Annotated in this window: 9 protein-coding genes; 6 read left to right on the plus strand and 3 right to left on the minus strand. The window is 72.6% G+C overall.

All coding sequences use genetic code 11. From position 1 onward, the window contains the following. Positions 1–68: 68 nt before the first annotated feature. The 5 genes from kdpB (at position 69) to ACX9MN_RS05435 (ending at position 6,905) form a co-directional block, all read left to right on the plus strand. On the plus strand, positions 69–2,159 hold the full coding sequence (gene kdpB, locus ACX9MN_RS05415) for a potassium-transporting ATPase subunit KdpB (RefSeq protein ID WP_489723874.1): 2,091 nt from the start codon (positions 69–71) through the stop codon (positions 2,157–2,159). Positions 2,160–2,180: 21 nt separating this feature from the next. After that, the gene (locus tag ACX9MN_RS05420; protein WP_489723875.1) at positions 2,181–2,786 is read left to right on the plus strand and encodes a K(+)-transporting ATPase subunit C; all 606 of its coding nucleotides are present in this window, start codon (positions 2,181–2,183) and stop codon (positions 2,784–2,786) included. A 184-nt stretch (positions 2,787–2,970) separates the two neighbouring features. Next, positions 2,971–5,688 (plus strand): ATP-binding protein, encoded by a 2,718-nt coding sequence (locus ACX9MN_RS05425; protein ID WP_489723876.1) that lies wholly within the window; start codon positions 2,971–2,973, stop codon positions 5,686–5,688. Beyond that, entirely contained in the window at positions 5,685–6,413 is a 729-nt protein-coding gene (locus tag ACX9MN_RS05430) for a response regulator (protein ID WP_489723877.1), read from the plus strand. The genes ACX9MN_RS05425 and ACX9MN_RS05430 overlap by 4 nt, the downstream gene beginning before the upstream one ends. A 45-nt stretch (positions 6,414–6,458) precedes the next feature. After that, on the plus strand, positions 6,459–6,905 hold the full coding sequence (locus ACX9MN_RS05435) for a PTS sugar transporter subunit IIA (protein ID WP_489723878.1): 447 nt from the start codon (positions 6,459–6,461) through the stop codon (positions 6,903–6,905). A gap of 16 nt (positions 6,906–6,921) precedes the next feature. Here the strand turns inward: ACX9MN_RS05435 and ACX9MN_RS05440 are convergent, their stop codons facing one another. From ACX9MN_RS05440 to ACX9MN_RS05450, 3 genes are read right to left on the minus strand one after another with little or no spacing between them, the layout of a single operon-like run. After that, the gene (locus ACX9MN_RS05440) at positions 6,922–8,262 is read right to left on the minus strand and encodes an NCS2 family permease (protein ID WP_091677815.1); all 1,341 of its coding nucleotides are present in this window, start codon (positions 8,260–8,262) and stop codon (positions 6,922–6,924) included. Further along, complete coding sequence (locus tag ACX9MN_RS05445; protein ID WP_489723879.1) at positions 8,262–10,997, minus strand: molybdopterin-dependent oxidoreductase; 2,736 nt, start codon at positions 10,995–10,997, stop codon at positions 8,262–8,264. Before ACX9MN_RS05445 ends, ACX9MN_RS05440 begins: the two co-directional genes overlap by 1 nt. Further along, the gene (locus ACX9MN_RS05450; RefSeq protein WP_100250985.1) at positions 10,994–11,833 is read right to left on the minus strand and encodes an FAD binding domain-containing protein; all 840 of its coding nucleotides are present in this window, start codon (positions 11,831–11,833) and stop codon (positions 10,994–10,996) included. Before ACX9MN_RS05450 ends, ACX9MN_RS05445 begins: the two co-directional genes overlap by 4 nt. 173 nt (positions 11,834–12,006) lie before the next feature. Here ACX9MN_RS05450 and pucL point away from each other — a divergent pair, with 173 nt between their 5' ends. After that, positions 12,007–12,849, plus strand: coding sequence for a factor-independent urate hydroxylase (gene pucL / locus ACX9MN_RS05455; RefSeq protein WP_489723880.1), 843 nt, complete (start codon positions 12,007–12,009; stop codon positions 12,847–12,849). The last annotated feature ends 147 nt before the right edge of the window (positions 12,850–12,996 follow it).

The raw sequence follows: 12,996 nt of genomic DNA on the forward strand, positions 1-12,996 counted from the left end.
CCCTGGGTTGCTTCGCTCCGCTCGCAAGGACGGCAGCCTCACTTCAATCTCTCCTCCGGACATCTCCCATGTCGCGTCAGACATCATCCCTGTTCAGCGCCGCCCTGATCGGGCCGGCCCTCCTCGGCTCGGTACGAAAACTCGATCCGCGGGCCATGATCCGAAACCCGGTCATGTTCGTGGTCGAGGTCGTGGCGCTCCTCACCACCGTGCTGTTCGTCCGCGACCTCGTCACCGGCGGCAGCGACCTGCTCTTCTCGGGCCAGATCATCCTCTGGCTGTGGTTCACCCTGATCTTCGCCAACTTCGCCGAGGCCCTCGCGGAGGGGCGCGGCAAGGCCCAGGCCGACAGCCTGCGGCGCACCCGCACCGAGATGACCGCCAAGCGCCTGACCGGCCAGGGCCGGGCCTTCGAGACGGTGCCGGGCACCTCGCTCAGGGTCGGCGACGTCGTCCTGGTCGAGGCCGGAGACCTGATCCCGTCCGACGGCGAGGTGATCGAGGGCGTCGCCTCCGTGAACGAGGCGGCCATCACGGGCGAATCCGCCCCGGTGATCCGCGAATCCGGCGGCGACCGCTCGGCGGTGACCGGCGGCACGCAGGTCCTCTCGGACGAGATCAAGGTCCGCATCACCGCCGCGGCCGGCTCGACCTTCGTCGACCGGATGATCGCGCTCGTGGAGGGCGCCTCGCGGCAGAAGACGCCGAACGAGATCGCCCTGAACATCCTGCTCGCCGGCCTCACCATCGTGTTCGTCTTCGCGGTGGCCTCGATCCCGAGCTTCGCGAGCTACGCGGGCGGGTCGATCCCCGTGATCGTTCTGGTCGCCCTGTTCGTCACGCTGATCCCGACGACCATCGGCGCGCTGCTCTCGGCGATCGGCATCGCCGGCATGGACCGGCTGGTCCGCTTCAACGTGCTCGCGATGTCGGGCCGCGCCGTGGAGGCGGCGGGCGACGTCGACACGCTGCTCCTTGACAAGACCGGCACGATCACCCTCGGCAACCGGCAGGCGACCGAGTTCCGTCCCGTCCGCGGCGTCACCGCGCAGGATCTCGCCGACGCGGCGCAGCTCGCCTCGCTCGCCGACGAGACGCCGGAGGGCCGCTCGATCGTGGTACTGGCCAAGGAGAAGTACGGCATCCGCGCCCGGGACATGGGCGGCCTCAACGCCACCTTCGTGCCGTTCACCGCGCAGTCGCGGATGTCGGGCGTGGACCTTCAGGGCACGTCGATCCGCAAGGGCGCGGTCGACGCCGTCATCGCCTCGGTCTCGGGCCAGCCGGTCGCCTCGCGCGGCTCCAACGTCGCCCTGGCCGTCCGCCCCGAGGCCGAGACCGGCGTCGTGACCGAGATCCGCGCCATCGCGGAGGAGATCGCCAAGGCCGGCGGCACGCCGCTCGCCGTGGCCAAGGACGGCCGCCTGCTGGGCGTGGTCTACCTCAAGGACATCGTGAAGGGCGGCATCCGCGAGCGCTTCGCGGAGCTGCGCCAGATGGGCATCCGCACGGTGATGATCACCGGCGACAACCCGATGACCGCGGCGGCGATCGCCGCCGAGGCCGGCGTCGACGACTTCCTCGCCCAGGCCACCCCGGAGGACAAGCTCGCGCTGATCCGCAAGGAGCAGGCGGACGGCAAGCTCGTCGCCATGTGCGGTGACGGCACCAACGACGCCCCGGCGCTGGCCCAGGCCGATGTCGGCGTCGCCATGAACACCGGCACCGTCGCGGCCCGCGAGGCGGGCAACATGGTCGACCTCGACAGCGACCCGACCAAGCTCATCGAGATCGTCGGCATCGGCAAGCAGCTGCTGATGACCCGCGGCGCGCTGACGACCTTCTCGATCGCCAACGACGTGGCCAAGTACTTCGCCATCATCCCGGCGATGTTCCTCACGCTCTACCCGCAGCTCCAGGCGCTGAACGTCATGGGCCTGGCCTCCCCGCAGAGCGCGATCCTGTCGGCGATCATCTTCAACGCCCTGATCATCGTGGCGCTGATTCCGCTGGCGCTGCGCGGCGTCACCTACCGGGCCGTCGGCGCGGCCGCGCTGCTGCGCCGCAACCTCCTGATCTACGGCCTCGGCGGCGTCCTCGTGCCCTTCGTCGGCATCAAGGCTATCGACCTCGCCGTCAGCGCCCTCCACCTCGCCTGAACCGGCCCCCGGAGACCTGCCATGCTCAACCAGCTTCGCCCTGCCCTGGTCCTGCTCACCGCTCTGACGGCGATCACCGGCCTCGCCTACCCCCTCGCGATGACGGGCCTCGCCGGCGCCATCTTCCCCGCCAAGGCCGCCGGCAGCCTGATCGCGCGCGACGGCACGGTCGTCGGCTCCAGCCTGATCGGCCAGAACTTCTCGGGTGCCGGCTACTTCCACGGCCGGCCCTCGGCGACGACGGCGCCGGACCCGTCCGACGCCGCGAAGACGGTGCCGGCTCCCTACAACGCGGCGAACTCCTCGGGCTCGAATCTCGGGCCGACCAGCGCCGCCCTCGCCGAGCGGGTGAAGGGCGATCTCGACGCGCTCAGGGTCGAGAACCCGGATGCGCCCGTCCCGGTCGACCTCGTCACGACCAGCGGCTCGGGCCTCGACCCGGACATCTCGCCTGAGGCCGCCTACTTCCAGGTTCCCCGCGTCGCCAAGGCCCGCAACATCCCGGCGGACAAGCTGCGCGCGCTGGTGTCGTCCCGCATCGAGGCGCGCACCCTCGGCCTCCTGGGTGAGCCGCGCGTCAACGTGCTGGCGCTGAACCTCGCGGTCGACGATCTCGCCCGTCGCTGAGGCGCGCCCGACAGCAGGGGGACCCCGAAGCTGCGCTGCGGATCCCGCTTCGTCTTTGCGAGCGAAGCGAAGCATTCCAGCCGCGCCACGCGCACCGGCGTCCCGCTGCCCTGGGTTGCTTCGCTCCGCTCGCAATGACGCGACGATCCCGCGTTGTCCGCGGCGTTTTGCTAAGATGGCGCTCATGCCCGAGACCGGCCGCGACCCGACCCGCCCCTCCCCGGACGCCCTGCTCGAAGCGGCGCGCCGCGAGGAACGGACGCGCGGCCGACTGAAGGTGTTCCTCGGCGCCGCCCCCGGTGTCGGCAAGACCTACGAGATGCTGACCGTCGGCCGAGCCCGGCTGAAGGCAGGGCTCGACGTCGTGGTCGGCGTCGTCGAGACGCACGGCCGCGCCGAGACCGAGGCCCTGCTCGACGGGTTCGAGACGATCCCCCGCCGTTCCGTTCCGTATCACGGCACCGTCCTGCAGGAGATGGACCTCGACGCCCTGCTGGCGCGCCGGCCGGCCCTCGCCTTGGTCGACGAGCTCGCCCACACCAACGCCCCGGGCTCGCGCCACCCGAAGCGCTACCAGGATGTCGAGGAGTTGCTCGATGCCGGCATCGACGTCCTGACGACGCTCAACATCCAGCACGTCGAGAGCCTCAACGACGTGGTGGCGTCGATCACCCGCATCCGGGTGCGCGAGACGGTGCCGGACGGCGTCCTCGACCGGGCGGACGACATCGAGGTCGTGGACCTCAACCCCGACGACCTGATCCAGCGCCTGAAGGACGGCAAGGTCTACGTCCCGACGCACGCCGAGCGCGCGCTCAAGCACTACTTCTCGCGCGGAAACCTCACGGCGCTCCGCGAGCTGGCGCTCCGGCGCACCGCCGACCGGGTCGACGACGAGCTGCTCGGCCACATGCGGGCCAACGCGATCGCCGGTCCCTGGGCTGCGGGCGAGCGCGTGCTGGTCTGCGTGAACGAGGATCCCCGCTCCGCCGGCCTCGTGCGCCACGCCAAGCGCCTGGCCGACCGCCTGCACGCCCCCTGGACGGCGCTCTCCATCGAGGGCGCGCGGGCGGCGGCCCTGAGCGAGGCCGAGCGCGACCGCATCGCCGAGGCCCTGCGGCTCGCCGACCGCCTCGGCGGCGACGCCGTCACCCTGCCGGGTGGGCGCCGGATCGCCGACGACGTGCTCGATTACGCGCGCTCGGCCAACGTGAACCACATCGTCGTCGGCAAGGCGAACCGCTCGTGGCTCTTCGAGCTGGTCAACGGATCGGTGGTGTACGACCTCGTGCGCCACAGCGGCGCCATCAGCGTGCACGTCGTCCCCGGCGAGGCAGTCCCGGACGAGAAGCCGGCGCGCCGCGCCGTGGCGGTGACCGCGCCGCGCCCGGGGCGCGACGCGCGGCCCTACGCGATCGGACTGGCGGCGATCGCCGCGGGCCTCGGCGCGGCCATCGTCGCGGAACCCTACGCGGGCGTCGAGAACGCCGACCTGTTCCTGCTGACCGCGGTCGTGGCCGTGGCGGTGCGCTGGGGCCTCGGGCCGTCCCTCGTCTCGGTGGTGGCGGCCTCGCTTGCCTACAACTTCTTCTTCCTGCCGCCGGTCTACACGCTCACCATCGCCGATCCGACCAACGTCGCGGCCTTCCTGCTCTTCACCCTGGTGGCCGTCCTGGTCTCGAACCTCGCCTCCCGCGCCCGCCGCGTCGCGGTGGTCAGCCAGGGCCGGGCGCGGGCCACGGAGCGGCTCTTCGGCTTCTCGCGGAAGCTCGCCGCCTGCGGCACCCTCGACGACGTGCTCTGGGCCACCTGCGCCCAGGTCGCCGCGATGCTGAAGGTGCGCGTCGTCCTCCTGCTGCCGGACGGCCAGGCCGTCACGGTGCGGGCGGGCTACCCGCCCGAGGACATGCTGGACGAGGCCGACCTCGCGGCCGCGCAGTGGGCCTTCGACAACGACCGGCCCGCGGGCCGGGGCGCCGACACGCTGCCGGGCGCCAAGCGCCTGTTCCTGCCGATGCGGACCGGGCGCGGGACGATCGGGGTGATCGGCCTCGATTCCGACGGCACCGGGCCGATCCTGTCGCCGGAGGGCCGCCGCCTCCTCGACGCCCTGGCCGACATGGGCGCCCTCGCCATCGAGCGGGTCCGGCTCGTGGAGGATCTCGACCGGGCCGAGCGCGCGGCCGAGACCGACCGCCTGCGCCAGGCGCTGCTCACCTCGATCAGCCACGACCTGCGCACGCCGCTCGCCTCGGTCCTGGGCGCGGCCAGCACGCTGCGCGACCTCGAGGCGGCGCTCCCAGCCGACGCCAAGGCGGAGTTGCTGGCCACGATCATCGAGGAATCGGAGCGGCTCAACCGCTTCATCGCGAACCTCCTCGACATGACCCGGCTGGAGGCCGGCGCGGTGGCGCCGAACCTCTCCGCGCAGGACGTGGCCGAGACCGTCGACACCGCCCTGCGCCGCACCCAGAAGATCCTCGCCGACCACCGCGTCGCCGTGGAGGTCGAGGCCGACCTGCCGCCGCTGGCGCTCGACCCGGTCCTGTTCGAGCAGGTCCTGGTCAACCTCCTCGACAACGCCGCCAAGTACGCGCCCGAGGGCTCGACCGTGACGGTGCGCGCGCGCCGCGCGGACGACCGGGTCCGGATCGCCGTGCTGGACGAGGGGGACGGCCTGCCGGAGGCGGATGTCGAGCGGGTCTTCGACAAGTTCTACCGCGTCCGGAAGGGCGACCGTGTCCGGGCCGGCACCGGGCTGGGCCTCGCCATCTCCCGGGGCTTCGTCGAGGCGATGGGCGGCACCGTCACGGCCGAGAACCGCCGCGACCGCGGCGGCGCCTGCTTCACCGTCAGCCTGCCGATTCCGGCCCGGAACGCGCCCAGGGACATCGCCGCATGAGCCCCACGATCCTGGTCGTCGACGACGAGCCGCCGATCCGCAAGCTCCTGCGCATGGGTTTGGCCACGCAGGGCTACGCGATCCTGGAGGCGCCCGATGCCCGGACCGCCCTGGCGCTGCTCGGCCGGGAGGGCGTCGATCTCGTGATCCTCGATCTCGGCCTGCCCGACATGCGCGGCCACGACCTGCTGCGGTCGGTTCGATCGAGCCATCCCGACCTCCCGGTCGTCGTCCTGTCGAGCCGCGACGACGAGAACGGCAAGGTCGAGGCGCTCGATCTCGGCGCCAACGACTACGTGACCAAGCCGTTCGGCATGGCGGAGCTGCTGGCGCGCCTGCGCGCCGCCATGCGCCACCAGCTCGCCGCGCGGGGCGAGCGGCCGATCTTCCGCGTCGACACCCTGTCCGTCGATCTGGTCCGCCGGATCGTGAAGGTCGACGAGGCCGAGGTGAAGCTGACGCCGCGCGAGTACGACTTCCTGCGCGTCCTGGTCCTGCATGCCGGCAAGGTGCTCACCCACGCGCAGCTGATGCGCTCGGTGCCGTCCTCGTCCGATCCGCAATACCTGCGCGTCTACGTGCGCCAGCTCCGCCAGAAGCTGGAGGCGGATCCCGAGCGCCCGCGGATCTTGCTGACCGAGACCGGTGTCGGCTACCGCCTGCGCGCGCCCGACGACGAGCCGGCCCCGCCGCACCGCGGCGCCGGCGGCGCGACCGCCCACTGATCCCGAGGACGACCCGATGTGTCCCAGCGCCCGCGATCACGCGCGATGAGTGTGGACCGGATCCTCGCGCCCTCCGACGCGCTCGTCGGCCTGCGCGCTGCCGGCAAGGGGCCGCTGCTCGAGGAGCTGGCGCGCCGCGCCGCCAACGCCCTCGGCCTCGCCGCGGAGGCGATCCTCCCCGCGCTGATCCGGCGCGAGAGCCTGGGCTCGACCGGGGTCGGCGACGGCATCGCCCTGCCGCACGCGCGGCTCGAGGGCATCGCGCGCCCCTACGGGATCCTGGCCCGGCTCCGCGACCCGATCGATTTCGACGCGGTCGACGATCGGCCGGTGGACCTCGTCGTCCTGCTGCTGCTCCCGGCCGTCGCCGAGGGCGAGACGCTGAACGCGCTGGCCTGCGTGGCGCGGCGCCTGCGCGACCCCGGGGCCGCCGCGGCGATGCGCGCCGCGCGGGACGCGGCGGCGCTCTACGCGGCCGCGACGGGCCGGTAAGGGCGCCGCGCGGCCGTCAGTGCGCGCCGCCGGTCTCGACGAACTTGAACAGGAAGACCGCCGCGATCACCCAGACGATCGGCTTCACCTCCCGGGCGCGGCCCGCCAGCAGCTTCAGCGCCGCGTAGGTGATGAACCCGCAGGAGACGCCGGTGGCGATCGAGTAGGTGAACGGCATCAGCAGGGCCGTGACGCAGGCCGGCACGACCTCGGTGATATCGTCCCAGTCGAGCTCGACCAGCTCGCGCAGCATCAGGCAGGCGACGTAGAACAGCGCCGGCGCCGTGGCGTAGGCGGGCACCGCGCCCGCGAGCGGCGCGAAGAACAGGCAGGCGAGGAACAGCACCGCCACGGTGGCGGCCGTGAGCCCGGTGCGGCCGCCCTCCTCGACGCCGGAGGCGCTCTCCAGGTACGCCGTCGTGCTCGACGTGCCGAGGAGCGAGCCCGCGAAGACCGAGACGGAATCGGCCATCAGCGCCCGGTCGAGGCGGCGCATCTTCCCGTCGGTCAGGAGCCCGGCCCGGCTCGCCACGCCCATCAGCGTGCCCGTGGCGTCGAACAGCTCCACCAGGAACAGGACCAGGATGACGTGGAGCAGGCCCGCCGAGAGGGCACCCGGGATGTCGAGGGCGAACAGGGTCGGGGCGATCGACGGCGGCAGGGAGACGATTCCCTGGAAGGTGTTGCCCGCGAAGACGAAGCTCAGCGCCGTGACGGTGAGGATGCTCGACAGCAGCGCCGCCCGCACCTTCCGGGCGGAGAGGACGGCCACCATCAGGAAGCCCAGCACCGCCAGGATCGCCTCGGGCTTGTGCAGGTCGCCGAGGGTGACGAAGGTCGCCGGGCTCGCCGCGACGAGGCCGGCGTTCTTGAGCGCGATGATCGCCAGGAACAGGCCGATCCCGACCGTGATGGCGATCCGCATGGAGCGCGGGATCCCCTCGACGATCAGCGCGCGCAGGCCTGTCAGCGTGACGATCAGGAAGCACACGCCCGAGATGAACACCGCGCCGAGGGCGGCCTGCCAGCTGAAGCCGAGCTGCTGGACCACCACGTAGGTGAAGTAGGCGTTGAGCCCCATGCCGGGCGCGAGGGCGATCGGGTAATTGGCCCAGAGCGCCATGATCAGCGAGCCGAGCGCCGCCACGAGGCAGGTCGCCACGAAAACCGCGCCCCGGGGCATGCCGGCATCCCCGAGGATGCTCGGGTTGATGAAGACGATGTAGGCCATCGTCAGGAAGGTGGTCAGCCCCGCCAGAACCTCCGTGCGCACGCTGGTGCCGTGCTCGGCCAGGCGGAAGGTGCGTTCCAGGAAGCCGGGCCTCGCCGCCGGCACCGCGTCCCGCGGGCGGTCCATCACGCGAGCCCGGCCCGGCCGGCCGCGACGGCCCGGTAGATCCTGTCGGGCGCGAAGGGGGTCGCGGTCAGGCGAGCCCCAGTCGCGTCCCGGATGGCGTTGCCGAGCGCCGCCGCCACCGGGTTGAACGGCGACTCGCTCATCGACTTGGCGCCGAGGGGGCCGACGCTGTCGTGGGTATCTGCGAAAAGGACCTCGGTGTCGGGCACGTCGGCGCAGGCGGGGATGTGGTAGTCGCGGAACGTCTGGGTAACGAGGCTCCCGTCCGCGGCGACTTGGACGTCCTCGTAGAGCGCCGCGCCGAGCGCCTGCGCGATGCCGCCCTCGACCTGACCGCGGCACTGCATCGGGTTGATCACCCGCCCGGCATCGGCGGCGTGGACGCTCCTGAGGATCTGCACCGCGCCGCTCACCGGGTCGACCGCCACCCGGAAGGCGTGGACGTTGAACGCCACCGAGCGCGGGCTGCCGTCGGCCCGGCCGGTCGCGTCCAGGGGACCGATCGCCGCCAGCGTGACCGGTCCGGCCGGCGTCTCGACCCGCTCCCCGTCGAAGCGGCAGGCCTCCGGCACCGCGCCCGCGATCTCGGCGGCCCGCGCGCGGATCCGGAGCGCGAGCGCCTCGGCGGCGCGCAGCGTCGCCAGACCCGCCACCACCGTGCCGGTGCTCCCGTAGGCGCCGGTGTCGTGCCCGACGATATCCGTGTCCGCGCCCGCGACACGGACACGTTCCGGCGCGGCGCCGAGCGCCGAGGCCGCGATCTGCCGATGCACCGTGCTGGTGCCGTTGCCGAACTCGGCCGTCCCGACGCGCACGGTGAAGTGCCCGTCGGCGTCCAGGCTGACCCGCGCGTCGGCGTGGTGGCCGCGCGGCGGGATCGTGTCGATCATCGCCATCGCCATGCCGGTCCCGGCGCGCCAGCCGGGCTCGGGCTCGGGCCCCGGATCGGCCCGCAGCGCGTCCTCGACCAGGGTGAGGCACTGGTCGAGCCCGTAGCTGCCGAAGATCACGTCGTGCGGTTCCAGGCTGTTCGACACCATGGCGTCGCCCGGCTTGACGGCGTTGCGCCGCCGCAGGGTGAACGGGTCGATGCCGAGTTCGCGGGCGACCTCGTCCAGGGCGGATTCCAGCGCGAAGATCGTCTGGCTCAACCCGTAGCCGCGGAAGGCCCCCGCCGGCACCGTGTGGGTGTAGACGGCGCGGCCGATCACCTGCTTGTTCGGGCAGACATAGGCGGCCAGCACCTCGTGGCAGGCGTGGTGGATCACGCCGCCCGCGTGGTTCCCGTAGGCGCCGGTATCGGACAGGACGTCGAGGCTCAGCGCCGTGAGGGTGCCGTCGCGGCGGGCGCCGACCTTCACGTCCACCCGCATCGGGTGGCGCGTCGTCGTCCCGACGAACTGCTCCCGGCGGGTCAGCTCCCAGCGCACCGGCCGGCCGGTGTGCAGGACCGCCAGGGCGACGAGATCCTCGGTCAGCATCTCCTGCTTGCCGCCGAAGCCGCCCCCGACCCGCGCGCAGACGACGCGCACCGCGTCCTTCTCGAGGCCGAACAGGTCCGCCAGCGCGTCCCGGGTCAGGAACGGCACCTGGGTGCTGGTGCGCAGCGTCAGGCGGCCGTCCTCGGCGCGCCAGCCGACGCAGCCGTGCGTCTCCATGGCGGCGTGCTGGACGCGCTGCGACCGGAACGTCCCGGCGTAGACGAAATGGGCCTCGGCGAGGCCCGCCGCCACGTCGCCGACCGCGCCGTGCACCTCGCCGGCGAGGTTGGGATGCTGTTCGAGGGGCGGCGCGTCCTCGCCCGGGCAGTCACGGGGATCGTGGACGCGGGCTGCGTCGGAGTCGAGGGCGCGCTCCGGATCGAGGAGCGCCGGGCGCACCTCGTAGGTCACCCGCAGGGCGCGGCAGCCGGCCTCGGCGGCGGCTTCCGTCTCCGCCACCACGGCGGCGACGCGCTGCCCGACGAACCGCAGGATCGGGTCGAGCACCCGCGTGTCCGAGGCGTCGTCGCGCGGGTCCTCGTGGCGGGCGGTCGAGAAGCGGCGCGTCGGCGCGTCGGCGTGGGTCAGCACGGCCACGACGCCCGGGACGGCGCGGGCGGCCGTCGCGTCGATCGCGACGATCCGGGCATGGGCGTGCGGCGAGCGCAGCACCTTGAGGTGGAGCGTGTCGCCGAGCGGTGCGTCCATCGTGAAGCGGGCGCGGCCGGACACGACCAGCGGCGCGGCCGGTGCCGCGAGGTTGCGGCCCACAGGATCGCCGCAGCCGCCGCTCTCGATCGAGCGCGCGCCGCCCGCGATGGCCTCGCGTACGGCGCGGTAGCCGGTGCAGCGGCAGAGATTGCCCTTGAGGGCGGTGCCGAGATCCTGCTTCTGGCCCTGATCGAGGCGCGCCGCGGTCATGATCATGCCGGGCGTGCAGAAGCCGCACTGGAAGCCCTGGGCCGCCAGGAAGGCTTCCTGCATCGGGTGGAACGCCGCCGGCTCGGCCGCGTCGGCGCGGCAGGGACCGGCCAGCCCTTCGATCGTGGTCACGCTCCGTCCCTCGGCGCGGAAGGCCGGTACCAGGCAGCTGTGCACGGGCTCGCCGTCGAGATGGACCGTGCAGGCGCCGCAATCGCCGGCGTCGCAGCCCTTCTTCACGCCGAACCAGCCGGCCTCGCGCAAGTAGGTCCGGAGGCACTGCCCGGCTCTCGGTGCGCCCTCGTGCGCGGCACCGTTGATCGTGAGCTTCATGACGCGGCTCCCGGCGACGGCGCCGCGTCGAGCGACCCGCGGATCTCCTCGGCGAAGTGCCGGGTCATGTGGCGGCGCCAGTCGGGCCGCCCGTGGACATCGTCGTGGTAGAGCGCGTCCGGGATCGCCTCGTCCAGCGCCCGCATCAGCGCGGCCGGATCCGGCAGACCGTCGAAGGCGAGGCGGAGCGGTCGTTTGACGGAGGCCGTGACCGTGAGCGCGAAGGCGCCGTCCGCGCCGCGCGTCCCGATCAGCAGCGCGCCGGAGCGCCCGTTCGGGCTGAGGCTGATGCGGCGGAAGGCCGTGCGACGCGCGAGCGCCGCGACCGGCATCGACAGGCTCCGCAGGATCTCGCCCGGTGCCAGGGCGTTCCGCTGCGGCGCGAGGACGAAGTCGAGGATCGGGAGCTCCCGCTCGGCCCCGTCGGCGGACCAGATCGTGCAGGTCGCGTCGAGGGCCGTCGCGAGGGCGATCATCGGCCCGGCCGGGAGGGCGAGGCAGACGTTGCCGCCGACCGTGGCCACGTTCCAGATCTTGAAGGAGCCGAGCAGCGCGCGGCAGCACTGGCCGACCAGCGGCGCCGCGTTCCATCCCGGCGGCAGTTCCAGCCGGTCGAGCTGGGCGATGGTGCAGGTCGCCGCGAGGGTCAGGCCCTCCGCGTCGACCGCGTGCGGTGGCCATCCGAGCGCCGCGAGGTCGACGAGGCGCCGCATCCCGACCTGCGGCTCGGAGAACAGCCACGTCCCGCCTCCCAGGCAGGCATCGCCGTCCGCCCAGGCGGGAAGCTCGGTCCGACTCCGCGGCCGGACGACGGTCTCGATCGTGTTGAGGTCCATGCCCGCTCGCCGGTCCGAGGCCGGTTCGGCCCGGCCCGACACTATGCCGGTTCTAATCGGGCCCCGGTCAAGCCGCGCCGGCAACTTCGAACCTTGGCGCCCCCACGTGCGTCGGCCTAGGATGAATCAGATTTGCGTGAGATGGCCGGCGGCGGTCCGGATCGGAGATCCCCATGGCCCTGACGGCATCGCGGTACGGCAAGGAACGGGTTCGCGTGCTGCGCCTCGCCCGCGACGGCGACCACCACACGCCGCGCGAGCTGACCCTGTCGGTGATGCTGACCGGGCGCTTCGAGGCGGCCTGGACAGAAGGTGACAACCGCGCCTCCATCGCCACGGACAGCATCCGGAACATCGTCAACGTGACGGCGGCGCGGCATCTCGGGCTCGACGCCGAGGGGTTCGTCGCCGCGGTCGCGCGGGTGCTGCTCGAGACCTACCCGCAGGTCGAGACCGTCACGATCGACGCGGAGGAAGTCCGCTGGCTCCGCCACGCGATCGCCGACGCGCCGCACGGCCACACCTTCACGCGCGACGGGAACGGCGCCGGCTACGTGGGGCTCACCGCCGACCGGACCCGGTCGACCCTGCGCTCCGGATTGCGCGGCTACACCTTCATGAAGACCACGCAATCGGGCTGGACGGGGTTCGTGGCGGACCAGTACCGGACCCTGCCCGACACGACCGACCGCATCGCCGCGACCAGCATGGACGCGACCTGGACCTGGGCCTCGGCGCCGCACGATTCCGCCGGAACCAACGCCCGCATTCTCGCGACGCTGTTGACCGTCTTCGGCACCACCTACAGCCGCGGGATCCAGGACAGCATGTACCGGATGGGCGAGGCCGCCCTGGCCGCCGTCCCGGAACTGGCCGAGATCGACTTCGTCATGCCCAACAAGCACTACCTGCCGATCGACCTGACACCGTTCGGCCTCGACAACCCGGGCGTTGTCTTCCTGCCGACCGACGAGCCCTACGGCCGGATCGAGGCGACCATCGGCCGGACAGGTTGATCAGTCCGCGCCGCGACGCCCTTCCCAGATTCCCCACGCATCATCGCGCGCCGCGTCGATCGGTGGGCTGTGGATCAGCGGTGCAATCCTACAACCGCAGGCTGGCAAGCGGCGGGCAAACGCGGGCGACGCACAACGCAAGATAGT

The organism is Methylobacterium sp. 1A, from assembly GCF_058072805.1.

What these genes read in the sequence shown, in the direction of transcription:
- ACX9MN_RS05420 (WP_489723875.1), top strand. Translation starts at nt 2,181, where the DNA reads ATGCTCAACCAGCTTCGCCCTGCCCTGGTCCTGCTCACCGCTCTGACG.
- ACX9MN_RS05425 (WP_489723876.1), top strand. Translation starts at nt 2,971, where the DNA reads ATGCCCGAGACCGGCCGCGACCCGACCCGCCCCTCCCCGGACGCCCTG.
- ACX9MN_RS05440 (WP_091677815.1), bottom strand. Translation starts at nt 8,262, where the DNA reads ATGGACCGCCCGCGGGACGCGGTGCCGGCGGCGAGGCCCGGCTTCCTG.
- ACX9MN_RS05435 (WP_489723878.1), top strand. Translation starts at nt 6,459, where the DNA reads ATGAGTGTGGACCGGATCCTCGCGCCCTCCGACGCGCTCGTCGGCCTG.
- ACX9MN_RS05430 (WP_489723877.1), top strand. Translation starts at nt 5,685, where the DNA reads ATGAGCCCCACGATCCTGGTCGTCGACGACGAGCCGCCGATCCGCAAG.
- ACX9MN_RS05445 (WP_489723879.1), bottom strand. Translation starts at nt 10,997, where the DNA reads ATGAAGCTCACGATCAACGGTGCCGCGCACGAGGGCGCACCGAGAGCC.
- kdpB (WP_489723874.1), top strand. Translation starts at nt 69, where the DNA reads ATGTCGCGTCAGACATCATCCCTGTTCAGCGCCGCCCTGATCGGGCCG.
- pucL (WP_489723880.1), top strand. Translation starts at nt 12,007, where the DNA reads ATGGCCCTGACGGCATCGCGGTACGGCAAGGAACGGGTTCGCGTGCTG.
- ACX9MN_RS05450 (WP_100250985.1), bottom strand. Translation starts at nt 11,833, where the DNA reads ATGGACCTCAACACGATCGAGACCGTCGTCCGGCCGCGGAGTCGGACC.